Genomic DNA, 24173 nt, shown 5'->3' with positions numbered 1-24173 from the left:
CCATAGCCAATTTTTGGCCGCAAGGTAAGAGGGGCGCAAAGGAAAAAGCTGAATCGTTCAGGCTGGTCGAAGGGCGCGAATGAGAGCTATTCACTCGCGCCACAGCGTTAATGTATCAGGCGGTTTTTTTCAGGCAGCTACTCATAAAGGTTTTGCGCTCGTCACCTTTCAGGCTCTTTTTAGCGGCGTCGGCATTACAGTCTTTCATCTTCTGCTGCTGCGGCGTCAGGGCCTTCTCGGTATGGTGGCCTTCGGCCTTCAGGCAGGTGCTCATGAAGGTGGTGCGGTCAGAACCTTTCAGCGATTGGGTGGTAGCCTGTTGATTACAATCGGTCATGCGTTTTTGCTGGGCAGCCTGCGCCGGAGAAGGCGTTTTTGCTGCGGTATCGGCAGCCATCAGGTTGGTGCTCAGCAGTAAACCTGCCAGTAATGGAAGTGCAGTAATCAGACGCATTAGGTGTTCCTTCAGCTATTGAACGGCCAGCAGGCCGAAAATTGTGATATCACTCACGGGCTTGTGCATACCACGGTAGCCTGATTCTAGTGCGGGGTTGGCAATAAGGAAAGGTAACGGCCTGGGGGTGCAATGTAAGCAATTATAACAATCACGCCCCTTACCGCATGACAAGGGGCATGGCGGCTCAGCTAGGAATAAGCTGATAGTGCGTTGCGCTCTGATAACGCTGGCCAGGCTGTAGCCAACAGTCCGGCTGTGGCCATTCTGGGTGGTTCGGACTGTCCGGCAGGAACTCGCTTTCCAGCGCCACGCCGGCGTAATTTTGGTAGCTACCGCCGTCGCGCGCCGGTGTACCACCCAAATAATTACCGCTGTAAAGCTGGAGTGCTGGCGCGGTGGTGAACACCGTCATCGCGACCTTGCCATCGGCAGACCACAGGTGAGCTGCCGGGCTTGCCAACCCGTGGCAGGTGTCGTGCAACAGGTAAGCATGGTCGTAACCCTTAACCCGTTGCTGATCGCGGTCGCGTAATAAATCTTGCTGCAGGGTTTTCGGCTGGCGGAAATCCATCCCGGTGCCTGCCACCGCCGTCAGATCGGCACTGGGGATGCCATCGCCGTCCACGGGCAGATAACGGTCGGCGAACAGCTGCAAGCGCTGTTGTCGGGCGTCGTGGCCTGCGCCATCCAGATTGAAATAAGCATGGTTGGTCAGATTGACCGGGCAGGCGCGATCGGTCTGTGCCTGATATTCAATCTCCAGCCGGTGATCGGCGGTGAGTCGATAAGTCAGCGTCACGTCGAGGTTGCCAGGGAAGCCCTGGTCACCGTCTGGCGAATGGAGCTGATAAACCACCTGCTGTTCATCCTGCTCCACAATCTGCCAGCGGCGAGCGTGGAAGCCGTTTGGCCCGCCGTGCAGTTGATGCTCCCCTTGGTTAGCGATCAGCGGGTGTGGCTTGCCATCGATGTTCAGGCTGGCATGTGCAATACGGTTGGCATAGCGCCCGACCGTGGCCCCCAGATAAGCTCCTTGATGCAGGTAGTCCTGCGGGGTTTGGCACCCCAGCAGCAGCTCACGTTGTTCCCCTGATTTCAACGGTAGCAGGGCGGAAAGCCAGGTTGCGCCCCAATCCATCAACGTGACCGTCATTCCCGCGGCATTTTTCAGGGTGGTGAGAATAAAGGGCTGGCCGTCTGGGGCAACGGCGGAGTTATCACTCAGCATAGACCGGATCCTTGTGAAGCTTTGCAGACGTAGAAGGTTTCTTGCAGGCCGTTGGTCCGCAGTGGATATTCGCGGGCTACCGCCGTACGTACCGACTCTACCAGATCCTGCGGCATCAGGGCCACGATGCAACCCCCAAAGCCCCCTCCGGTCATGCGCACACCGCCACGATCGCCAATGACCTCTTTAACAATCTCGACCAGCGTATCGATAGGGGGCACGGTAATTGCAAAATCATCACGCATCGACGCGTGTGATTCAGCCATCAGTTTGCCCATCAGCTTCAGGTTGCCAGCGGCCAAGGCATCGGCAGCGGCCAGGGTGCGATCGTTTTCGGTGATCACATGGCGCGCCCGTTTGGCCACGATCGGATCCAGTTCATGCAGGATCGGGAAGAACAGATCCGGGCTGACGTCGCGCAGCGCCTTGACGCCGAAGAAGCGAGCCGCCGCTTCGCACTGTTGCCGGCGGGTGTTGTATTCGCTGTCGACCAGGCCGCGTTTGACGTTGGAGTTGATGATCACCACGGCGACATCGGCTGGCATGGGCACCGCCCGAGTTTCCAAAGAGCGGCAGTCGATCAGCAGGGCGTGATCTTTCTTGCCCAACGCAGAAATCAGCTGATCCATAATGCCGCAGTTGCAGCCGACAAACTGGTTTTCCGCTTCCTGTCCATTCAGCGCCAGCGCTACGCCGTCCAACGGCAATTGATAGAGCGCCTGCAACACCTGCCCGACGGCCACTTCCAGTGAGGCGGAAGAGCTGAGCCCGGCACCCTGCGGGACGTTGCCGCTGATCACCAGATCGGCACCGCCAAAATTGGCATCGCGGGTCTGCAGGTGTTTCACCACGCCGCGCACATAGTCGGCCCAGCGCAGATTGGCGTGGCTGACGATCGGCTCATCCAGCGAAAATTGATCCTGCTGGTTCTCGTAATCGGCGGCCAATACGCGGATCTGGCGATCGTTACGTGGAGCCCCGCTGATCACGGTTTGATAATCAATTGCGCAGGGCAGGACGAAGCCGTCGTTGTAATCGGTGTGCTCACCGATCAGATTGACTCGGCCCGGAGCCTGGATCGTCAGGGTGGGTGCGTAGCCAAAGTGTTCGGTAAACAGGGCTTGGGTAAGTTGCTTCAGACTCATTATTTCACTCCGGCTTCGCGGTAATGGATATCACTGACCGCACGCAGGCGTTCAGCGGCTTGTTCTGCGGTCAGGTCACGTTGGGTTTCCGCCAGCATTTCATAGCCCACCATAAATTTGCGCACCGTGGCGCTGCGAAGTAACGGCGGGTAGAAGTGGGCATGCAGTTGCCAGTGGCGGTTATCGGCCTGGTTGAAGGGCGCGCCGTGCCAGCCCATGGAATAAGGGAAAGAGCATTGGAACAGGTTGTCATAGCGGCTGGTGAGTTTCTTCAACGCAATGGCCAGATCGCGGCTTTGTGCTGCACTAAGGTCGGTCAGGCGCTGTATCGGCGCTTTTGGCAGCAACAGCGTTTCAAACGGCCAGGCTGCCCAGTAAGGGACAACCGCCAACCAGTGCTCGGTTTCCACCACCGTACGGCTGCCGTCGGCCTGCTCGCGCTGAGCATAGTCCACCAGCATGGCGGATTGATGCTGGCTGAAATACTCCTGTTGCAGGCGATCTTCTCGTTCGGCTTCATTCGGCAGGAAGCTGTTGGCCCATACCTGACCGTGCGGGTGAGGATTGGAACAGCCCATCGCGGCCCCTTTATTTTCAAACACCTGTACCCAGGGGTAGCTGCGCCCCAGATCGGCGGTCTGTTCCTGCCAGGTGGCGATCACCTGTTCCAGCGCGGGTAGCGTCAGCTGCGGTAGCGTTTTACTGTGATCGGGGGAGAAGCAGATCACCCGGCTGGTGCCACGGGCGCTTTGGCAACGCATCAGCGGATCGTCACTTTCCGGCGCCTGCGGGGTATCTTGCATCAGGGCGGCAAAATCATTGGTGAACACGTAGGTGCCCGGATAGTCAGGGTTTTTATCACCGGTCACGCGCGTATTGCCGGGGCAAAGGAAGCAGTCGGGATCGTGGGCTGGCAATGTTTCCTGAGCGGGGGATTCCTGCTGGCCCTGCCACGGGCGTTTGGCCCGGTGCGGAGATACCAGCACCCATTGCCCGGTAAGGGGATTAAAACGGCGATGTGGATGATCGATAGGATTGAAATCAGGCATTGCGCTTCCTTTATCTCGCGACCGGGCTAATTGTAATCGCTTTCACCTGCTGCGTGACAGACTATAGCCGAGTGCATTTTGGAAAATAATGGCTAGAAGATAGCACGGCCGCGGTGATAAAAAGGTGATCTAGCGCGAAAAATGGAATCGCTTACATCGATTGAGGCTTTAATCCGGTTGAGGTAGGCAAGGCGGCAGGGGAGGTTAAGTGGTAGCGATTACACAAGGCAGGCCGGCAGAGAAATCTGCCGGTCTGGGGGAGGACTAATATTGGTATGCCGGGTAGGTAAAGAACAGCAAATGGACCAGATTTAGCCCAAAGTGGAAGAGAATGGGCACCCACAGGCGGCCGCTCCACATCCAGGCCAGGCCATAAATCACCCCCGCCAGCGTGGCAAATGCCACCATCAACATGCCACCGGCAAAGTGAGCGGCTCCAAACAGCAGGGCGGTGATAATCAGTGCCGGATAGGCACCCAGCCACTGGCGCAGACGCTGCTGCAAATAGCCACGGAACAGTGCTTCTTCGGCCATCGAAACAAAAAACAGGTTGGCCATAATGAAAGCCAGGATCCAAGAGGGCAGGTGCAGTTCAACTTTCAGCCCACCGAGCGCCACTGCCAGCAGCAGCACCGCAGGTATGCAGAGCACCAGGATCAGCCAGGCGCTGACGCCTACTTGTTTGTCGGGCTTACCCGCGTTAAACAGTGTTGGCAGGCAGGCTACCAGCAGAAAGGGGACCAGTGCCTTATCGAAATTGTAATACATGGAATACAGCGAGCTCATCGGGCCCACTTTGACCTGATCGACCATCAATTGGTTATTGAAGCCCGGTATCAGGTGATAAAACAGAGCGATTGAGCAGGCGACTAAAAATACTTCCAGCGCTAGTGCGATGCTGCGCTGCTGACGATAGTGTTGATGAAGACAGATGGCAATGGCGATAACCGCCAGATAGCCCAGCCCCACGGGCGTCAGGACATGATGGTAAACCCCCATTGCAGCAGCCGCCGCCAATACTACTGAGGCAATCAGCCGGTTAAATGGCAAAAAAAACAACGAAGCCGAAAGTACGCCCCACATAATAGCTATCCCTTTAAATAGATACACGGCGCTCAATGCCGGAAATCCGGCGTGTTAATGTCTGGTTAAATATAAATGAGCACTAAATGGGATAGTAGCACAACAGGATGAATATTAAGGTCGGGACAGTAGTTAATCGTGCCATCCCCGTCGTCTTTCAAGCTGCAGCGTTGTTACCTGCACTTACCCACCCCAGTCACTTACTAAAAGTAAGCTCCTGGGGATGAGTAAGCTTGTTGCCTAGCTGCAGCTTGAAATCCATAGGGTATGAGTGAGTGTTTTAACCCTTCATCCATGCCTGCGAACGCATAACCTCCCCAAGGTTCTGCAAGGTCTCCAGGCTCTGCTGGTGGATCTCTTCCGTTGGGGCGGCGCACAGATCTTGTAGCACCGTTACCTGTAAGCCTGCATCGTGCGCCTGTCGGGCGGTGCTCTCAATGGCTAACGGGGTGCTGATACCGCCCAATAACAGGTGGTGGCAGCGATGCTGCTGTAACCAGGATAACAAATTGTTACCGGCAAACGCGCTGAGCCCTTTCTTTTCCAGGCACAGATCCTCGGTTTTTACTTCCAGACCGGCCAGCCAATGGCATCCCCCGTTACTTAAACGCAGCGCGCCGATATGTTTGAGCTGATTGAACAGCGGCGAGTGTCGGGGAATATCGTGGTAATTGTCGGCAAAACCGGTGCGCAACCAAATCACCGGGATTTTACGCACCCGCGCGTAGGCCGCAGCAGCATTGACGTGCGCGATCACATCACGCGTTACGATCTGTTTGTGGCAGTGATTCGCCCGCCCTTTAGGGCCAGCCAGATCTTCAATCAGGTCAATCATAATCAGCGCGGCGGACATACCTTCTCCAAAAACGTTTCTGTACCCTTTAAGGATAAAAGGCCAAATGTGATGCGTGGTGGAGGAAGTGTTGCCGGATATGTCCCCAGGATGAGCGCTGTAGCACTCACCCCGAGCATGTTAAGCCAGGACGTCTTGCAGATAGCGATAGCTATCGCCTTCAGGAATGAAGGAGAAACGGTGGGTGATACATTGCGGCGCGTCTTCTGCGTGGTGGGAAACAAACAGCAACTGGGTTGAGCCCTGTTGGATCAACACATCTACGAAGCGCCTTACCAATTGGCGGTTTAGCGGATCCAGGCCTTGCAGTGGCTCATCGAGGATCAGCAGCGCCGGATGTTTGACTAACGCCCGGGCGATCAGTGCCAGGCGTTGCTGGCCCCAGGACAGGCTATGGAAGGGGGCATCGCCCATAGCGCCAAGCCCGAGCAGAGCCAGCCATTGCGAGGTCAGCTGATGCTGACGATCGGAAACCGCCTGATAAATACCGATCGAATCAAAGAAACCGGACAGGATCACGTTACGCACGCTGGAGCTGACCCGATAGTCCAGGTGCAGGCTGCTGCTGACGTAGCCGATATGGCGTTTGATATCCCAGATGGTTTCTCCACTACCGCGTCGGCGGCCAAACAACGTCAGATCGTTGCTGTAGCCTTGCGGATGATCGCCGGTGATCAGGCTGAGCAGGGTGGATTTTCCCGCCCCGTTCGGGCCGACGATCTGCCAGTGTTCACCGGGGTTAACCTGCCAACTGAGTTGGTTGAGGATAGGGCGATCGTTATAGCTTACTACGCCATCACGCAGAACGATCAGTGGCCGATCGTCCGGCAGCCTGATGACTTGGGTGGGATCTTCGGTTTCTGGCAGCGTCAAACCGTTGAGATTTTCACTGTGCGCCAGTTGGGCGATTAGCGCATCGGCCATCACCTGTTGCCGTGGGCCCTGGCTGGTGAGGGTGCAATCGGCCAGCACGCCGACCTGCTCAATGAAGTCTGGGATTTCATCAAACCGGTTCAGCACCAGGATCACGGTATAACCTTGCTGTGAAAGTTCGCCAAGCAGAGTGGCGAGCTGAGCGCGCGAATTGACGTCCAGCCCGTCGAACGGCTCATCGAGGATCAATAAATCGGGCTGGGCCATCAGGGCACGACACAGCAGGGTTTTGCGGGTCTCACCGGTAGAGAGATATTTGAAACGTCGCGTAAGCAGGGACGTGATGCCAAACTGCTCGGCCAACTGTGCGCAGCGAGCGGGATCGTTGAGCTCTTCCTGAATGATTTCCGCCGTGGTGCGCCCGGTGTCGTCTTCGTCCTGGCTGAGCAGGTCGGTATTGTTGCGTTGCCATTCGTCGCTGACCAGCTTTTGCAACTGCTCAAAAGAGAGCCGCACTACGTGGCGAAAATCACTGTGGCTTTCGTCTTTCAGCAACGTCAGCTCACCGGACAGCGCACGGGCCAGCGCGGATTTCCCGCTGCCGTTAGCCCCGACGAATGCCCAGCTATCGCCGGACTGAATATCAAGCCGATCCAGCTCCAGCGTGCGGGTATCGCTCAGACGAAATGAACCTTGCGAAATGTGCAACGACGACATCCTATGTTCCCTATTCTGCAATTAATTTCCTTAGAAATAGGCGCAAGCGGAAAAGATGTCAATCGGCAATACTGCAACGTGACGTTGCGTTTAACACAACGTCGCGACAATCACCCGATCGGCGTTGAACAAGGCGTGTACCGGCGTGCCGACGCTCAGTTTCAACTGGGCCAGTTCCTGATTGCTGACGGTGGCGCACAGCGTTTCTCCGCCGTTGAGCGTCACCAGAACCTCACTGTGATCGCTACCAGGCTGAATGCTGACTACGCTTCCCGGCAGCGCATTATCGGCCAGGCCGGTCGAAGCCGGATCGGTACTGAGTTTCACCCAAGGCGCTTTAATCAGGGCTAACACCTCTTTGCCCGGCGTCAACTGTAGGCGGTCGGCGCTTTGCTGAGTCACGGCAGCGGTCAGGCGGGTGTTGCCGTCGGCCAGCAGCAGGCTGATATGCTGTTGGACCTGCTGATGGTCGCGTTCAATCACTGTGCCGAAAAACTGGTTGCGGGCGCTGGTCTGCAACGAAAAACGGGCGATGGCGGCCAACAGGCTGTCCAGCGGCAGAGAGTCCTGCTGCAACACGTCAAAGGCCTTCTGCTGGATTTGACCCAGCAGATCGTAAAGTTGGATCAGCCGCAGGCCATAACGGGTCACCTGCGCGCCGCCGCCGCCTTTGCCGCCGGTAGCGCGTTCGACCACCGTCTGCTCGGCCAGCTGATTCATCTCGTTGATGGCATCCCAGGCGCTTTTGTAGCTGATCCCCGCCAGTTTGGCTCCCTGGCTGATCGAGCCGGTATGCACCACTTGCTTGAGAAGGGCGATGCGGCGTGGGTCAGCGAACAGTTTCTGCTGCAGCTTTAAGGTAAGGAGGATCTCGGCCTGCATGATGGGTCCTTATAAGGCAGTAAGTCAGGCTATTGTCGCCGATTTGCCGCAAAGCGCCAACTGAGCACGTTTAGCCGGTTACAAATTTCCCGCAGTCGGTAAAATAACCGCGTTTTCGCCTGCGTTTTGGTTTACAGTGAAGCCTACGCAGCGGTTTAAAGCAGTCAAGTGAGGCTACGATGTTAGAATTATTGAAAAGTCTGTTGTTTGCCGTGGTCATGGTGCCGGTAGTGATGGCCATTATTTTAGGCCTGATTTATGGCTTGGGCGAGGTGTTCAACATCTTCTCCAAAGTTGGCCATCCTAAAGAAAACCGCAGCTAATCCCCCCTCCCAAATGCCCGCTGAGCTCTCTTGGCGGGTATTTCTCAAGTTATCTCTCGCTTTGCCGATAAACCGCATGACAATCGTTCTCGCTGCGTTATATTATTTTTTACATAGCGATGTGATGAGAGTTAACTTGCGGAGAAAACAATGAAACAGCAATGGATTAACTGGGTTGGCGGTGTGGCATTGGCTTGCGGGCTGGTGGCACAGGTTTCTGCGGCGGAGAAAATCACCGTGTTTGCCGCGGCTTCGCTGACCAACGCCTTACAAGATATCGCCACCGAATACCAGAAAGGCAAAGACGTCGAAGTCGTCTCCTCTTTTGCTTCCTCCTCAACGCTGGCACGCCAGATTGAGCAAGGGGCGCCTGCGGATATGTTTATCTCTGCCGATCAGCAATGGATGGATTACGCCATCGATAAGCAGCAGATGGTGAAAGACACTCGTTATACCCTGTTAGGCAACGAACTGGTGCTGATCGCCGCCAAATCGGCCAAACAAGATAAAATCACTATCAACAAGCAAACCGACTGGGCCAAATTGCTCAACGGTGGCCGCCTGTCCGTAGGCGATCCGGATCATGTTCCTGCGGGCATCTACGCCAAAGAAGCGTTGCAGAATCTGGGGGCATGGACCACGCTGGAATCTCAGCTGGCGCGGGCTAATAACGTGCGCAGCGCCATGGCCATGGTTGAGCGTGAAGAAGCCCCGCTGGGCATCGTTTACGGCTCCGACGCCGTGGCCAGCGACAAGGTCAAAGTGATTGCCATCTTCCCGGAAGACAGCCACAAGCCGGTTGAGTATCCAATGGCCATCGTTAAAGATCACCAAACGCCAGCCGTGACGGCTTTCTACGATTACCTGAAGACCCCGGCCGCTGCGGCTATCTTCGAACGTTATGGATTCACCCCGCGTAAATGATATTAAGTGAGTATGAATGGCAGGCGGTCGAACTGAGCCTGAAAGTCTCCAGCCTGGCGGTGATCTGCAGTTTGCCGCTGGGTATTTTAATGGCCTGGATCCTGGTTCGATGCAATTTCCCCGGTAAATCGTTGTTGGATAGCATTGTTCATCTGCCGTTAGTCTTGCCACCGGTGGTGGTGGGCTATCTGCTGCTGATTGTCATGGGGCGGCGCGGCTTTATCGGGGAATGGCTGTACAACTGGTTTGGTTTCAGCTTCAGTTTCAGCTGGCGCGGTGCTGCCTTGGCTTCGGCGGTGGTGGCATTCCCGCTGATGGTACGTGCTATCCGCATGTCGCTGGAGGCGGTAGATACCCGTTTGGAACAGGCGGCACGCACCCTGGGTGCCAACCCGTGGCGGGTGTTTTTCACCATCACCTTACCGCTTTCGCTGCCCGGCGTGATCGTTGGCGTGGTGCTGGCCTTTGCCCGCTCTTTGGGCGAGTTTGGCGCCACCATCACCTTTGTTTCCAATATCCCTGGTGAAACCCGTACCATCCCGCTGGCAATGTACACCCTGATCGAAACGCCAGGGGCCGAGGCGGCGGCAGCGCGTTTGTGCGTGATTGCCATCGTGCTGGCACTGGCTGCCCTGATGGTTTCCGAATGGCTGGCCCGCTGGGGCCGCAAGCGTATGGGCCTATAGATGTTAGAACTGGATTTCTCCCAGCAGCTTGGCGATCTCAATCTCAACGTGCAGGCCAATCTGCCGGCTCATGGGATCACCGCGATTTTCGGACTTTCCGGGGCCGGTAAAACCTCCTTGATCAATGCCATCGGCGGCCTGACGCTGGTGCAACAGGGGCGTATTGTGCTTAATGGCCGCACGCTGGTGGATACCGCCAGCGGCATCTGTTTACCACCTGAAAAACGCCGCGTTGGCTATGTTTTCCAGGATGCGCGCCTGTTCCCGCATTATCGCGTGCGCGGCAACCTGCAATACGGCATGGCGGCCAGTATGCGCGGCCAGTTTGACAGCATTGTCGAGTTGTTAGGGATTGCGCCGTTGCTGAACCGTTTGCCTTTGACCCTGTCCGGCGGTGAGAAACAGCGCGTCGCGATTGGTCGGGCGCTGCTGACCGCGCCGGAACTGTTGCTGATGGATGAACCGCTGGCCTCGCTCGATATGCCACGCAAGCGTGAGCTGCTGCCGTATCTGGAGCGACTGGCGCAGGACGTCAATATCCCCATTCTTTATGTCAGCCACAGCATGGACGAGATCTTGCGCCTGGCAGAGCAGGTGATGGTGCTGGATCACGGCCAGGTGCGGGCGTACGGCGGGTTGGAGGAGGTTTGGGCCAGCAGCGCGCTGCGGCCTTGGCTACAGCGAGAAGATCAGAGCAGCGTTTTGAGCGTGAGCGTGATTGAGCATCACCCACGTTATGCCATGACCGCGCTGGCACTGGGCGATCAGCGGCTGTGGGTCGGCGGTATTGAAGCGCCGGTCGGTAGCCAGATGCGTATTCGTATCAACGCTGCCGACGTTTCTTTAGTGCTGCAACCGCCAGCCAACAGCAGCATTCGTAATATTTTGCCCGCCAAGGTGGCGGAGTGTCTGGATGTGGCGGGGCAGGTCGAGGTGAAGCTGATGGTCGGGGAAAATATCCTCTGGGCGCGCATCACCCCATGGGCACGTGACGATCTGGCTATCAGGCCCGGTCAGTGGCTGTATGCACAGGTCAAGAGCGTGTCGATCAGCCGCGATGGCCCCTCACCCCAACCCTCTCCCACAGGGAGAGGGAGCTATTAGCCCCTGCTCGTTTGGAAATAAAGAGGTCACTTCAGCAAACTCGACCGCTCCCTCATGCAAGGTGCGTTACCGAATTTTCAACCCAACGTGATCGGTCCCTTTCCCTACGAAAAGTGAGTTGATACAGGGCCGTGGTAGGGTAGTTTTCTGTAATTAATAGCGGCTCGATCGGTCCCCTCTCCCTGTGGGAGAGGGTTAGGGTGAGGGGTCGTTTTTGTTAATTCAGCACACGAGAACGGATCACTTCGGCAATACCCGGCTGCAGGTGATCGGCAATCACCAGGTCCGCACGTTCCTTGATGGCATTATCGGCATTACCCATGGCAACGCCCAGCCCAACGGCTTCAAGCATGCTCAGGTCGTTGTAGTTGTCACCAAAGGCGACCACCTGATCCATGCTCAACCCCTGTGACTCCACCCATTGCTGCAGGCGTTTACCCTTGCTGTTACCGCCTTTGGCAATGTCCACCTGATCGTGCCAGGACCATTCACAGGCCAGGCCCAGCTCTTTTTCTACCATTTCGGCAAAGCTGCGCAGCGCTGGGAGATCGCTATGTGAAGTGGCAAACTTCCAGATGGCCTGCGCGTCATCCGCCGCCTGCGTCAGGCTGTTGACCTGCAACAACGTTGGGCGCTGGGCTACCGGCAAAGTCTCTGACCAAGCCAACGAACGGATCACATGACCGCTGGTCTCCTGATACAGCATGGCGTCGTCCACATACATCAGGCCGTGAATAGCGTTTTGCTTGAGCAGTTGCAGCACCTGCTTGGCCTGCTCTTTTGCCAGCGGATCGGACGCCAGTACCTTTTTCTGCTGGAAGTCGTACAGATAGGTGCCGTTACAACAAATGGCTGGCGTATCGATTTGTAGCGCCTGATAGAAAGGGTGGATAGCCACGTGATGACGGCCGGTGACCACCACGACTTTCACCCCGGCGGCGCGGGCTTCCTCCAGCGCGGCCAGCGACTGCGGCAAGATACGTTTCTGGTTGTCTAGCAAAGTGCCGTCTAAATCGAGGGCAATAACACGGTAGCTCATAGCGGTCTCATTATAGTTAGCAAGAAAATTACCTCGATGGTACACCGGATAACCGTTCGATAAAACTGCGTAACCTGCCAGGGTTGCCATGTCACAAATGTCGCGTAAGCTAGAACAAACTGAAACCGGTTACCCTTTCTCATTAAGGAGAGCAAATGAAGCAAATCGTTTATGTCGCCAGCCCGGAGAGCCAGCAGATCCACGTATGGCAGTTAGACGACAAGGGCGCACTGGCGCTGCTGCAAACGGTCGAGGTCGCGGGGCAGGTACAGCCGATGGCGATCCACCCGGACAAGACTCATCTGTATGTTGGGGTACGTCCGGCGTTTGGCATTGTCAGCTACCGTATCGCGGACGATGGCACGCTGCATGAGGCAGGGATGGCACCACTGCCAGGCAGCCCAACCCATATTTCCACCGATTTGCAGGGCCGTTATCTGTTCTCCGCCTCTTACAGCGGCAACTGTGCCAGCATCAGCCCGATTGGCCATGATGGCGTAGTGCTTGCGCCTACCCAGCAGATCGATGGCCTGACCGCGCCGCATTCGGCCAATATTGACCCGACCAATCAATTGCTGCTGGTGCCGTGCCTGAAAGAGGACCGCATCCGCCTGTTTAATCTGAGCCAACAGGGCCAACTGACGCCACACGGCCAAGAGGCGGTAGCGACGGCAAGCGGTGCAGGCCCGCGCCATATGGCATTCCATGGTAACGATAAATTCGCTTACTGCGTCAATGAACTGGATGGCACGGTAGATGTGTTCGCTATCGAAGCCAACGGTGGCAAATATACGCTGGTGCAAAGCCTGGACATGATGCCTGCCGATTTCACCGGCACCCGTTGGGCGGCGGATATCCACCTCACGCCAAACGGCCGGTTCCTGTATACCAGCGATCGCACCGCCAGCATTTTAACCGTGTTCAGCGTCTCGGAAGACGGCGGCAAGATTGCGGTGGTTGGCCACCATGCCACAGAAGAGCAGCCACGCGGTTTCAATATCGATCACAGCGGTCGCTTCGTGATTGCGGCAGGGCAGAAATCTGGTCATATCGGCGTGTATCAGATTGACCAAAACAGCGGTGAGCTGACGGATCTGGCGCGTTACCCGGTGGGCAAAGGCCCAATGTGGGTGAGCGTGCTGGCAAAATAATGGGTTAAAAATCGGGGCGAAGCGCTTCGCCCCTCAACGTTTCTCAGCTGTATTTTACCGTCAACGTCGCTTTGCCAAGGCTATGGAAGTGGATGTTAAAACCGACCATTGCGCCGCTCGCCTCTGCGTCCACTGGAATGTTTTCCACGTCCAATGCATGCACGGTGAACTGATAACGATGGCTTTCCCCCTGCGGCGGAGCCGCGCCACCGTAACCGGCCTTACCGAAATCGGTACGGGTTTGCACTGCGCCAGCAGGTAGCCCCGGTTTGCCGGAACCCGCACCTTGCGGCAGTTCATGCACGTTTGCCGGGATATTGGCGACCACCCAGTGCCACCAGCCGGAGCCGGTAGGGGCATCGGGATCGTACACCGTGATGGCAAAGCTCTTGGTGCCCGCCGGTGCATCTTCCCAGGCCAGATGAGGGGAGAGGTTATCCCCGTGGTAGCCCATGCCGTTAAATACCTGCCGTTCAGGCATTTTTGCGCCGTCTTGCAGATCGTTGCTGTACAAACGAAAAGCCATAATGACTCCCAGTTGTCTAAAATACCGAACCCCTAAGCTAGATCGGTTTGCCGCCACAATACAACTTTAAAACCGTTACTCCACCGTCACGGCGATTGCTGCCGTCAACTGGGTGAGCTGTTCTGGCGTAATGATATAAGGCGGCATCAGGTAGATCAGTTTACCGAAGGGCCGGATCCACACACCTCGTTCGACAAAGCCACGTTGTAGCAACGCCACATCCACCGGCTGATGCATCTCCACCACGCCAATTGCCCCAAGCACCCGCACGTCGGCCACTTTGGATGATGCCACCAGCGGTAAGAGCTGCTGTTTAAGCTGTGTTTCAATGGCGGCGACCTGATGTTGCCAGCGATTTTCCTCCAGCAAGGACAGGCTGGCGCAGGCTACGGCACAGGCTAGCGGGTTGCCCATAAAGGTTGGCCCATGCATAAAGCAGCCTGCAGCTCCGTTACTGATCGTTTCTGCTATGTGGCGCGTGGTCAGGGTGGCGGAAAGGGTCATATAGCCACCGGTCAGCGCTTTGCCCAGGCAAAGAATATCCGGCACTACGTCGGCATGTTCACAGGCAAACAGTTTGCCGGTGCGGCCAAAACCGGTGGCGATCTCGTCGGCAATCAGCAGGATTTGGTGGCGATCGCACAGCTCCCGCACGCGTTGCAGATAGGTTGGATGATAGATGCGCATTCCACCGGCACCTTGTACCACTGGCTCCAGGATCACAGCGGCTATTTCCCCGGCGTGCTGGTCCAGTAATTCGGCAAACGGGACAATATCCTGTTCGTCCCAAGGCTGGTCAAAACGGCACTGCGGTGCGGTGGCAAACAGGTGGGTGGCCAAATAGCCCTGATACAGACTGTGCATGGAGTTGTCCGGATCGCAGACCGACATCGCGCCAAAGGTATCGCCATGATAGCCATGGCGTAAGGTCAGAATGCGCTGCCGCCGTTCACCACGGGCCTGCCAATATTGCAGCGCCATCTTTAGCGCCACTTCAACCGCCACCGAGCCAGAATCTGCCAGGAATACGCACTGCAACGCTTCCGGCGTCATCGCTACCAGTTTGCGGCACAGTTCAATAGCGGCGGGATGAGTGATGCCACCGAACATCACATGCGACATTTTTTCCAACTGCTGTACGGCTGCCTGATTCAACTGTGGGTGATTGTAACCGTGGATCGCCGCCCACCAGGAAGACATGCCATCCACCAGTAGGCGGCCATCGTCCAGTTGCAGCTCGACACCGCTGGCGGACACCACCGGATAGCAAGGCAAGGGCTGGGTCATGGAGGTGTAAGGGTGCCAGATGTGGCGTCGATCGAATTCAATATCGCAGGGGGAAACAGACATTAACCGTAAACCAAATTTCAATAGAATGGTTGACAGTATAATCGCAAACTCTACACTGACGACACTTTTTTCCCTTTTGGAGACGCCGTAAATGGCCGACCGCATTCGCTGGACAGTGGGGCAAGCCCAGGCCCTGTTTGATAAACCCTTACTCGAACTGCTGTTCGAAGCACAGACTATTCATCGCCAACATTTTGATCCGCAACAGGTGCAGGTCAGTACGCTGCTGTCGATCAAAACCGGTGCCTGCCCGGAAGACTGTAAGTACTGCCCGCAAAGTTCGCGTTATAAAACCGGCCTGGAATCCGAGCGGCTGATGCAGGTGGAACAGGTGCTGGAATCGGCGCGCAAGGCTAAAGCGGCCGGTTCGAGCCGTTTCTGTATGGGGGCTGCCTGGAAAAACCCACACGAGCGCGATATGCCTTATCTGCAACAGATGGTGCAGGGTGTCAAGGCGATGGGGATGGAAACCTGCATGACGCTGGGCACGCTGGATGGCGCGCAGGCCGAACGGCTGGCCGAAGCGGGGCTGGATTACTACAACCATAACCTGGACACCTCGCCGGAATTCTACGGCAACATCATCACCACCCGCAGCTATCAGGAACGTCTGGATACCTTGGATAAGGTGCGTAACGCCGGGATCAAAGTCTGCTCCGGTGGGATTGTCGGGCTGGGCGAAACGGTGCGTGACCGCGCTGGGCTGTTGGTGCAGTTGGCCAATCTGCCCAAGCCGCCGGAAAGCGTGCCGATCAATATGCTGGTGAAGGTGAAAGGCACGCCATTGGCCGATAATGACGACGTCGATCCGTTCGACTTTATCCGCACCATTGCCATTGCCCGCATCATGATGCCGACGTCCTACGTCCGCCTATCGGCAGGCCGTGAACAGATGAGCGAGCAGACTCAGGCGATGTGCTTTATGGCCGGGGCCAACTCCATCTTCTATGGCTGCAAACTGCTGACCACGCCTAATCCGGAAGAGGACAAGGATCTGCAACTGTTCCGCAAGCTGGGCCTGAATCCGCAGCAAACCGCCACCGAACAGGGTGACAACCAACAGCAGCAGGTGCTGACCGAGCAGTTGCTGCACGCCGATACCACCGAATTCTACAACGCGGCGCTGTAATGAGCTGGCAACAACGGATCGAACAGGCGCTGGAGGAGCGGCGAGGAGCCGCTGCTTATCGGCAACGTCAGGTGAATCAAGGCGGTAATGGCCGCTACCTGCAACTCGACGGCCAGCGCTATGTGAATTTTTCCGGCAACGACTATCTGGGCCTGAGCCAACATCCTGAGGTGATTGCCGCCTGGCAGCAGGGGGCGCAGCGTTACGGCGTTGGCAGCGGCGGTTCCGGCCACGTCACCGGTTTTTGCCATGCTCATCATGAGCTGGAGCAGCAACTGGCGGAGTGGCTCGGCTACCCGCGTGCGCTGCTGTTTATTTCCGGCTACGCGGCCAATCAGGCATTGCTGGCTGCCCTGATGCAGGCCGACGATCGCATTTTGGCGGATAAGCTCAGCCACGCCTCTATATTGGAAGCGGCCACTTACTCACCGGCGCAACTGCGGCGTTTTCGGCATAACCAGCCCCAGGCATTGGCCACCTTGCTGCAAAAAACCTGTGCGGGCCAACAGTTGGCGATCACCGAAGGGGTGTTCAGCATGGACGGGGATAGCGCACCGTTGGTCGAACTACATCGGTTGACGCAGCAGGCAGGTGCCTGGCTGATGGTGGATGATGCGCACGGCATTGGCGTACGTGGCGAGCAGGGGCGCGGCAGTTGCTGGCAGCAAGGTGTGCGCCCGGAAGTGCTGGTCGTCACCTTTGGCAAGGCATTTGGCGTCAGCGGCGCGGCGATCCTCTGCGATGAGCCGTTGGCGGAATATCTGCTGCAATTCGCCCGCCATCTGATTTACAGCACCGCGATGCCTCCTGCCCAAGCCTGTGCCTTGCAGGCCGCGTTAAGCTGTATTCAGCAAGGGGATGAACTACGTAGTCGGCTGCAAAAACACATCCAGCATTTTCGTGCCGGAGTGGCAGGTCTGCCGTTAACGCTAACCGCGTCGGATACCGCTATCCAACCGTTGCTGGTGGGGGATAACCAACAGGCGCTGGATTTGGCGCTGCGCCTGCGAGAGCAGGGGTTGTGGGTCAGCGCCATCCGTCCACCAACGGTACCACCGGGGGGCGCGCGGTTACGCATTACGCTCACTGCGGCACACCAGCCACAGGATATCGATCGCTTGTTGGAGGTATTGCATGACGTCTGCCATTGATACGGTGAACAAGCAGGCGGTGGCGGCGGCCTTCAGCCGGGCAGCGGCGAGTTACGATACCGCAGCGGTGCTGCAACGCGAGGTTGGTGAACGCTTACTGGGGATGGGGCTGTCTCATCCAGGCCAACAGGTGTTGGATGCCGGTTGCGGCACGGGCTATTTCAGCCGTCGCTGGCGCGAGCTGGGCAAGCAGGTCAGCGCGCTGGATCTGGCTGCGGGCATGCTGGCTTTTGCCCGCCAGCAGCAAGCGGCGGATCGCTATTTGCTGGGGGATATCGAACATATCCCTTTGCCGACCGCCTCGGTGGATATCTGTTTTAGCAGCCTGGTGGTGCAGTGGTGCAGCGATCTGCCTCTGGCGTTGGCTGAGTTGTATCGGGTAACGCGGCCCGGTGGACTGATCCTGTTTTCTACCTTGGCGCAAGGGGCTTTGCACGAGTTAGGCGATGCCTGGCAGCAAGTTGATGGCGAGCGTCATGTTAATGACTTCCTGCCGCCAGCTCAGATTGCCGCCGCTTGTCATCCCTATCGGCACCAGCTTACGGCAGATTGGCAAACGCTCAGTTATCCCGACGTGATGACGCTGATGCGATCGCTAAAGGGCATCGGTGCGACTCACCTGCATCAAGGACGCGAGGCTGGCCTGCTTTCCCGCCAGCGGCTTGCCGCATTGCAGGCTGGTTATCCTTGCCGGGACGGGCAGTTTCCTCTCAGTTATCATTTGGTTTATGGAGTGATTTATCGTGATTAAGCGCTGGTTCGTTACCGGAACCGACACCGAAGTGGGTAAAACCGTGGCCAGCAGCGCCTTGCTACAGGCCGCCAGCGCGGCGGGATGGACATGTGCTGGCTATAAACCGGTGGCGTCAGGCAGTGAGATGACCGATGAAGGGTTGCGCAACGGCGATGCGCTGGCGCTGCAGAGAAACAGCAGCGTAGCGCTGGATTACGCCGTAGTGAACCCTTACACCTTTGCCGAACCGACCTCGCCGCATATTGTCAGCCAGGCCGAACGTCGGCCCATCTCTCTGGCACGGCTTTCCACCGGTTTACGTCATCTTGAACAACGTGCGGACTGGCTGTTGGTAGAAGGTGCTGGCGGTTGGTTCACCCCACTTTCTGAGCATGAAACCTTTGCCGACTGGGTACAGCAGGAGCAACTGCCGGTGATCCTGGTGGTGGGCATCAAGCTTGGCTGCATCAATCATGCTTTGTTGACTGCGCTGGCGATCCAACAGTCAGGTCTGACCCTGGCAGGCTGGATCGCCAATGACGTTACCCCGCCAGGAAAACGCCATCAAGAGTACCTTGCCACTCTTTGCCGCCTATTGCCCGCGCCCCTGCTGGGCGAGATCCCGCATTTATCGCAGGTAGAACAGCAGGCATTGGGACAGTATCTCGATTTAACCAGGTTGAACCCTTAACCTGATGGCCCACGGAGGGGCCAAATCACTCCGTCAGATAGGCATCAATCAGCCCCTCATCCAACTGCCCCAGCGTGCCATTGGCCACGTTACGGCCTTTATCCATCAAGCAGAAACGGTCAGCCAGATGGCGGGCAAAGGGGAGTTGGTGCTCAACCAGCAAAATGGTCATGCCCAGCTCCTGATTCAGCTTACGAAGTACCTGGCCGATCTCTGTCGCCAGGGAAGGTGACATACCGGCGGTGGGCTCATCCAGGATCAGCAGTTCCGGCTCCAGCATCAGAGCGCGGCCTAATGCCAACTGCTGTTGCTCACTTTGGCACAGGTCGCCCGCACGGCGCATACGCATCGCCTGGAGCCGGGGGAACAGATTGTAAATGATGGGAGGCATACGGCGGACCTTGTCACGCCCGGCCATCAACGCCACCTGCAGGTTTTCTTCTACGCTCAGTTGGGAAAAGATTTGCCGCCCTTGTGGCACGTAACCAATGCCGAGTAACGCCCGGTTTTCTACCGGCTGCCGCAACAGGTTTTGCGGTGGCTCATCGGCCAACTGCCAGGTCATGCTGCCGCTGACGATCGGCAGGTGTCCCATGATGCAATTGACCAGCGTGGTTTTGCCCACCCCATTGCGGCCAAGCAACAGGGTGCATTGCCCACGAGGCAACTCAAGGCTGACATCCCACAGCGTATGCTGTTGCCCATAATATTGGTTTACCGCCCGTAAGCTTAACATTTGGCATCTCCTCCAAGACCGATATTCACGTATGGATAACGTTGACCGCAGCAAGCGGTGTCTCTCCCGGGTGTGGCAAATGCTGTGCTGATTACCCTAATCGCGGCTCAGGCTAAAAAATTGGAAAATGGCCGCTACCGGTCGTTTGGCGGCTCTAGGGGGGCTTTTTGGCATGCTATACGCTTTTTCGCCGAAGATAACCCAGCTGGCTCTGGCCGGTTTTAGCCTGAATTTACCGGTTCTTCTGCAAGGTAACCCCCCCTGATCAGGAAATGCAATTCCCAGGCCATCAGGCGTTGCGCAACAAAAAAGGTGGTTTGTTATTGCTTTGTTAACTGATTTTGGCCCGGTGCACTGGGGGCTCTGCCAAAGCCAGAAGGTTAACTTGGGCGTTTTTTGCACCGTTACCGTGCGGCATGGCAAGCGTTTGGTGCAAGCCTTAAAGGTTGTTGCCGCAACTTGCAACCCCTGAAAAGCAAAATAGCGAAAAGCGCGTTTTCGTTATCACGGCTTTTAGCATTAATCGGCATAACCAAAGCAGAATTATTGTAAAAAAATAACTAAAAAACCGACTCAGTTGACGTTTCATTGGGAAAAGCGTTCTTTCCACAACTCCCGCCCCCCATGGGGTAGTGAGAGTTATCCACTATTCCTGTGGATAACCTTGTGCATTATACTTAGAAAAGCGGTGTGAACAGAGAGCGGGCGCGGGTTGTGCGCAGGTTGTCCGCATTCTCGTCTTTTTATTAAATATATTTAATATCAATAGGTTAATTAAAATCAAGCCAACGGATATTGATAACGTGCCGATGGGTGTTTTTTCAGCGCAATCCGGGCCAAAAGTTAATTTGTAACGCATTCTGGGGATAACAGGGTGATTGACAATAAAAATGTCATGGTATTGTCACCTTGCCGGTGCGCTCGCGCCCCGTTAACGGCCATAATAGCGTAAATCCGCTTGAAGCTGGTTTTATATCCAGTATCATGGGCACTGGCGGAAATCTTCCGGTCTTTCCATAATTAGGCCGCTACCGTCTGGCCGCAAACCTGAAAGATGATGGGGATATGAGCAAACATTTCAAACTGCATTGCGAATTCAAACCGGCCGGCGATCAGCCGCAAGCCATCCAAAAGCTGGAAGAGGGCCTGGAGGACGGCCTGGCGCACCAAACGCTGCTGGGCGTGACCGGCTCGGGTAAAACCTTTACCATCGCCAATGTGATCGCCGATCTTAACCGGCCCACCATGGTGCTGGCGCCCAACAAGACCCTGGCGGCGCAGCTGTATGGCGAGATGAAAGAGTTCTTTCCCGAGAATGCGGTGGAATATTTTGTCTCCTACTACGATTACTATCAGCCAGAAGCCTATGTGCCTAGCTCCGATACCTTTATCGAGAAAGACGCCTCGGTCAACGAACATATCGAGCAGATGCGCCTGTCGGCCACCAAAGCGCTGCTAGAACGGCGTGACGTGGTGGTGGTGGCTTCGGTTTCCGCGATCTACGGTCTGGGCGATCCGGATCTGTACCTGAAAATGATGCTGCACCTGACCAAGGGCATGATCATCGATCAGCGTTCGATCCTGCGCCGTCTGGCCGAGCTGCAATATACCCGCAACGATCAGGCCTTCCAGCGTGCCACCTTCCGAGTACGTGGCGAAGTGATCGACATTTTCCCGGCGGAATCGGATGAGCTGGCGCTGCGCGTTGAGCTGTTCGACGAAGAGGTCGAGCGCCTGTCGCTGTTCGATCCGCTAACCGGCCAGATTGAGCAGGTGGTGCCACGCTTTACCATCTACCCTAAATCTCACTACGTCACGCCGCGTGAACGTATCGTGCAGGCGATGGAAGAGATCAAGGTAGAACTGGCTCAGCGGCGCAAAGTGCTGCTGGAAAATAACAAGCTGTTGGAAGAACAGCGGTTGACGCAGCGTACCCAGTTCGATCTGGAAATGATGAACGAGCTGGGTTACTGCTCCGGTATCGAAAACTACTCGCGCTATCTTTCCGGGCGCGGTGAGGGCGAGCCACCGCCAACCCTGTTCGACTACCTGCCGGCAGACGGGTTGCTGGTGGTAGATGAATCCCACGTCACCATCCCGCAGATCGGCGGCATGTTCAAAGGCGACCGCTCGCGTAAAGAGACGCTGGTGGAATATGGCTTCCGCCTGCCTTCGGCGCTGGATAACCGGCCGATGCGTTTTGAAGAGTTTGCCGCTGCGGCACCGCAGACCATCTACGTGTCCGCCACGCCGGGCAAATATGAGCTGGAGAAATCCGGCGGCGATATTATCGATCAGGTGGTACGCCCAACCGGCCTGCTGGATCCGATCGTCGAAGTGCGCCCGGTGACCACTCAGGTGGACGATCTGCTTTCCGAGATCCGCAAGCGCGTGGCCATCAACGAGCGCGTACTGGTTACCACGTTGACCAAACGCATGGCAGAAGACCTGACGGAATACCTGGAAGAGCACGGGGAGCGGGTGCGTTATCTGCACTCGGACATCGATACGGTAGAACGTGTCGAAATCATCCGTGATTTGCGTCTGGGCGAGTTTGACGTGCTGGTGGGTATCAACCTGTTAAGGGAAGGCCTGGATATGCCAGAGGTGTCGCTGGTAGCGATCCTGGACGCAGACAAGGAAGGGTTCCTGCGTTCTGAGCGCTCACTGATCCAGACCATTGGCCGAGCGGCGCGTAACCTCAACGGTAAAGCAATCCTGTATGGCGACAGGATCACCGATTCCATGGCCAAGGCGATCGGTGAAACGGAACGCCGCCGCGCCAAGCAGCAGGCGCATAACGAAGCCAACGGTATCGTGCCTAAGGGCCTGAACAAGAAGGTTTCGGATATTCTGCAGCTTGGGCAACCAAGCAGCCGTGGCAAGCACAAAGGGAAGGGCAAAGCGGCAGAGAGCGCGGCGCAATACCAGCTACTCACCCCCAAAGCGCTGGAGCAAAAAATCCAGGAGTTGGAGGCGCAGATGTATTCTCATGCACAGAATCTGGAGTTCGAGCAGGCCGCTGCGGTGCGTGATGAAATCCACCAGCTGCGCGAGCAGTTTATCGCGCTATCATAGTGAACTTAAGGGGCGTGCTATGCGCGCCCCGGTAAATTTTCTTGCCGTACGCCCGTTTGCTGATTAAGGTGTGCGCCCCAAGTATTGAGACGAGCAGCCGCCATGACCGCAACCCCATCCAAAGACCCATTACACGGCATTACGCTGGAGCAACTGCTGAACAAGCTGGTAGCCCAATATGGCTGGAACGGGCTGGCAGAGCGTATACGCATCAACTGTTTCAGCAGCGATCCGAGCATCAAATCCAGCCTCAAGTTCTTGCGCCGCACCCCGTGGGCACGCAAGCAGGTGGAAGATCTCTACATCGACAGCGTTAGCGATAATCCTTGGCTCCGTGGTCAAGATTAACCGCGGCTAGCTAGCTGCACCAACGCGGTATCCAGCGCCTGGCGTAATAGTTGGCGATCGTGGCGATACGGGATATCGCTGGCTTCCAGCGGTTGTTGCACCACAATGCGATCCTGCATGGCGCTGGTATCCACCGCCGGGCCAACGATCACCGCGTCAATCATTTTACGGCCGATCTTCTCTTCCATCAGCGCCAGTTTGTCTTGCAGCGTCAGTGCGGCTGCGGCGACGCTCAGCTCGCGGCCCAGGTTACCGATATACACCATATTGGCGCTGCTGCGGCGCAGGGCCTGAGTCAGATCCTCAAGCAGCAACAGTGGCATCAGGCTGGTAAGAAAACTGCCTGGCCCGATCAGGATCAGATCGGCCTGCGCGATTGCCTCAACCGCTTCACGGGTGGCGTGTACCGGCGGGGAGAGCATCAGCTCTTGCGGCATGATCCTCAGTTGATCGATATTGACTTCACCGTAGACCTGGTGCCCCTCATGATCGTGGGCCATCAGATCGACCGGTTGTTCCGACATCGGGATCAGCGCCGCGTCGATCTTCAGCAGGCTACGCACCAGATTGATCGCCTCCAATGGGCGCACGCTCAGGTGATCCAAGGATTTTAGCATCAGATTTCCCAGGTTATGCCCCGCCAGCTCCCCGTTGCCGCTAAAACGGTATTCAAACATCGCCGAGGCGACGCTAGGCTCGGTAATCAGCTGATTGAGGCAATTACGGGTGTCACCCCAGGCAATGCCGCCTTCAGAACGGCGGATGCGGCCGGTAGAACCGCCGTTATCGGTCGTGGTGACAATGCCGGTCAGGCGAGAGCCCAACGACGACAGCGAAGACATCACACGGCCAAGACCGTGACCACCACCTAATGCCACGACGCGATCAAGATCGGCCAGGGTACGGTTGCGCATAAA

24 protein-coding genes are annotated in these 24173 nt (G+C 56.7%); 11 read left to right on the top strand and 13 right to left on the bottom strand.

Features of this window, described 5'->3' with window-relative positions:
• Nucleotides 1–115: 115 nt before the first annotated feature.
• The 8 genes from ACX9GU_RS19125 to modE all read right to left on the bottom strand — a co-directional run bounded on the left by ACX9GU_RS19125 (nt 116) and on the right by modE (nt 8287).
• On the bottom strand, nt 116–454 hold the full coding sequence (locus ACX9GU_RS19125) for a PsiF family protein (RefSeq protein ID WP_024483131.1): 339 nt from the start codon (nt 452–454) through the stop codon (nt 116–118).
• A 187-nt stretch (nt 455–641) separates the two neighbouring features.
• The gene (gene galM, locus ACX9GU_RS19120; RefSeq protein ID WP_473192580.1) at nt 642–1685 is read right to left on the bottom strand and encodes a galactose-1-epimerase; all 1044 of its coding nucleotides are present in this window, start codon (nt 1683–1685) and stop codon (nt 642–644) included.
• The gene (gene galK, locus ACX9GU_RS19115) at nt 1679–2830 is read right to left on the bottom strand and encodes a galactokinase (protein ID WP_473192579.1); all 1152 of its coding nucleotides are present in this window, start codon (nt 2828–2830) and stop codon (nt 1679–1681) included. Before galK ends, galM begins: the two co-directional genes overlap by 7 nt.
• Nucleotides 2830–3879, bottom strand: coding sequence for a galactose-1-phosphate uridylyltransferase (gene galT, locus ACX9GU_RS19110; RefSeq protein WP_473192578.1), 1050 nt, complete (start codon nt 3877–3879; stop codon nt 2830–2832). The genes galK and galT overlap by 1 nt, the downstream gene beginning before the upstream one ends.
• 264 nt (nt 3880–4143) lie before the next feature.
• Nucleotides 4144–4962 (bottom strand): lysostaphin resistance A-like protein, encoded by an 819-nt coding sequence (locus ACX9GU_RS19105; RefSeq protein ID WP_473192577.1) that lies wholly within the window; start codon nt 4960–4962, stop codon nt 4144–4146.
• A 280-nt stretch (nt 4963–5242) separates the two neighbouring features.
• Nucleotides 5243–5815 (bottom strand): cysteine hydrolase family protein, encoded by a 573-nt coding sequence (locus ACX9GU_RS19100; protein ID WP_473192576.1) that lies wholly within the window; start codon nt 5813–5815, stop codon nt 5243–5245.
• A gap of 120 nt (nt 5816–5935) precedes the next feature.
• Complete coding sequence (gene modF, locus ACX9GU_RS19095) at nt 5936–7405, bottom strand: molybdate ABC transporter ATP-binding protein ModF (protein WP_473192575.1); 1470 nt, start codon at nt 7403–7405, stop codon at nt 5936–5938.
• A 90-nt stretch (nt 7406–7495) separates the two neighbouring features.
• A complete protein-coding gene (gene modE, locus ACX9GU_RS19090; protein ID WP_473192574.1) occupies nt 7496–8287 on the bottom strand; it encodes a molybdenum-dependent transcriptional regulator in 792 nt (263 codons plus the stop codon).
• Between the two features lie 179 nt (nt 8288–8466).
• Here modE and ACX9GU_RS19085 point away from each other — a divergent pair, with 179 nt between their 5' ends.
• The 4 genes from ACX9GU_RS19085 to modC all read left to right on the top strand — a co-directional run bounded on the left by ACX9GU_RS19085 (nt 8467) and on the right by modC (nt 11324).
• Nucleotides 8467–8610, top strand: a complete 144-nt coding sequence (locus tag ACX9GU_RS19085; protein WP_021180335.1) for an AcrZ family multidrug efflux pump-associated protein — start codon at nt 8467–8469, stop codon at nt 8608–8610.
• A gap of 150 nt (nt 8611–8760) precedes the next feature.
• Nucleotides 8761–9534 (top strand): molybdate ABC transporter substrate-binding protein, encoded by a 774-nt coding sequence (modA, locus tag ACX9GU_RS19080; RefSeq protein ID WP_473192573.1) that lies wholly within the window; start codon nt 8761–8763, stop codon nt 9532–9534.
• Nucleotides 9531–10220, top strand: a complete 690-nt coding sequence (gene modB / locus ACX9GU_RS19075) for a molybdate ABC transporter permease subunit (protein WP_473192572.1) — start codon at nt 9531–9533, stop codon at nt 10218–10220. The genes modA and modB overlap by 4 nt, the downstream gene beginning before the upstream one ends.
• Nucleotides 10221–11324: a molybdenum ABC transporter ATP-binding protein ModC gene (modC, locus tag ACX9GU_RS19070; RefSeq protein ID WP_473192571.1), complete on the top strand. Its 1104-nt coding sequence runs from the start codon at nt 10221–10223 to the stop codon at nt 11322–11324. It begins immediately after the preceding gene.
• Between the two features lie 217 nt (nt 11325–11541).
• Here the strand turns inward: modC and ACX9GU_RS19065 are convergent, their stop codons facing one another.
• Nucleotides 11542–12363 (bottom strand): pyridoxal phosphatase, encoded by an 822-nt coding sequence (locus ACX9GU_RS19065; protein ID WP_473192570.1) that lies wholly within the window; start codon nt 12361–12363, stop codon nt 11542–11544.
• Nucleotides 12364–12518: 155 nt separating this feature from the next.
• Between ACX9GU_RS19065 and pgl the strand changes: the two genes are divergently transcribed.
• Nucleotides 12519–13514, top strand: a complete 996-nt coding sequence (gene pgl, locus ACX9GU_RS19060; protein ID WP_473192569.1) for a 6-phosphogluconolactonase — start codon at nt 12519–12521, stop codon at nt 13512–13514.
• A 43-nt stretch (nt 13515–13557) separates the two neighbouring features.
• Here the strand turns inward: pgl and ACX9GU_RS19055 are convergent, their stop codons facing one another.
• Nucleotides 13558–14040, bottom strand: a complete 483-nt coding sequence (locus tag ACX9GU_RS19055) for a kinase inhibitor (protein ID WP_473192568.1) — start codon at nt 14038–14040, stop codon at nt 13558–13560.
• A 75-nt stretch (nt 14041–14115) separates the two neighbouring features.
• Nucleotides 14116–15390: an adenosylmethionine--8-amino-7-oxononanoate transaminase gene (gene bioA / locus ACX9GU_RS19050; protein ID WP_473192567.1), complete on the bottom strand. Its 1275-nt coding sequence runs from the start codon at nt 15388–15390 to the stop codon at nt 14116–14118.
• 91 nt (nt 15391–15481) lie between these two features.
• Here bioA and bioB point away from each other — a divergent pair, with 91 nt between their 5' ends.
• Genes bioB through bioD form a run of 4 tightly spaced genes read left to right on the top strand, consistent with a single transcriptional unit; the run spans nt 15482 to nt 19094 of the window.
• Nucleotides 15482–16519 (top strand): biotin synthase BioB, encoded by a 1038-nt coding sequence (gene bioB, locus ACX9GU_RS19045; protein WP_473192566.1) that lies wholly within the window; start codon nt 15482–15484, stop codon nt 16517–16519.
• A complete protein-coding gene (gene bioF / locus ACX9GU_RS19040) occupies nt 16519–17670 on the top strand; it encodes an 8-amino-7-oxononanoate synthase (RefSeq protein ID WP_473192565.1) in 1152 nt (383 codons plus the stop codon). The genes bioB and bioF overlap by 1 nt, the downstream gene beginning before the upstream one ends.
• Nucleotides 17654–18421 carry a malonyl-ACP O-methyltransferase BioC gene (bioC, locus tag ACX9GU_RS19035; RefSeq protein WP_473192564.1) on the top strand — a complete coding sequence of 256 codons (768 nt, stop codon included), beginning with the start codon at nt 17654–17656 and terminating at the stop codon, nt 18419–18421. Before bioF ends, bioC begins: the two co-directional genes overlap by 17 nt.
• Nucleotides 18414–19094, top strand: a complete 681-nt coding sequence (bioD, locus tag ACX9GU_RS19030; RefSeq protein WP_473192563.1) for a dethiobiotin synthase — start codon at nt 18414–18416, stop codon at nt 19092–19094. Before bioC ends, bioD begins: the two co-directional genes overlap by 8 nt.
• A 25-nt stretch (nt 19095–19119) precedes the next feature.
• On the opposite strand, the gene ACX9GU_RS19025 is transcribed toward bioD, so the two are convergent.
• Nucleotides 19120–19830: an ABC transporter ATP-binding protein gene (locus ACX9GU_RS19025; RefSeq protein WP_473192562.1), complete on the bottom strand. Its 711-nt coding sequence runs from the start codon at nt 19828–19830 to the stop codon at nt 19120–19122.
• 1065 nt (nt 19831–20895) lie between these two features.
• Between ACX9GU_RS19025 and uvrB the strand changes: the two genes are divergently transcribed.
• Together uvrB and ACX9GU_RS19015 are read left to right on the top strand one after the other, a co-directional pair.
• The gene (uvrB, locus tag ACX9GU_RS19020; RefSeq protein ID WP_473192561.1) at nt 20896–22908 is read left to right on the top strand and encodes an excinuclease ABC subunit UvrB; all 2013 of its coding nucleotides are present in this window, start codon (nt 20896–20898) and stop codon (nt 22906–22908) included.
• 102 nt (nt 22909–23010) lie between these two features.
• Nucleotides 23011–23256 carry a VF530 family protein gene (locus ACX9GU_RS19015; RefSeq protein ID WP_021180393.1) on the top strand — a complete coding sequence of 82 codons (246 nt, stop codon included), beginning with the start codon at nt 23011–23013 and terminating at the stop codon, nt 23254–23256.
• Here the strand turns inward: ACX9GU_RS19015 and ACX9GU_RS19010 are convergent.
• On the bottom strand, nt 23253–24170 hold the full coding sequence (locus tag ACX9GU_RS19010) for a uridine diphosphate-N-acetylglucosamine-binding protein YvcK (RefSeq protein ID WP_368438363.1): 918 nt from the start codon (nt 24168–24170) through the stop codon (nt 23253–23255). The two genes, ACX9GU_RS19015 and ACX9GU_RS19010, sit on opposite strands and share 4 nt — an antisense overlap.
• Nucleotides 24171–24173 lie beyond the last annotated feature (3 nt).

It is taken from the genome of Serratia sp. K1WW1 (genome assembly GCF_055790865.1).
This window is presented reverse-complemented; position numbering and strand designations above follow the sequence as displayed.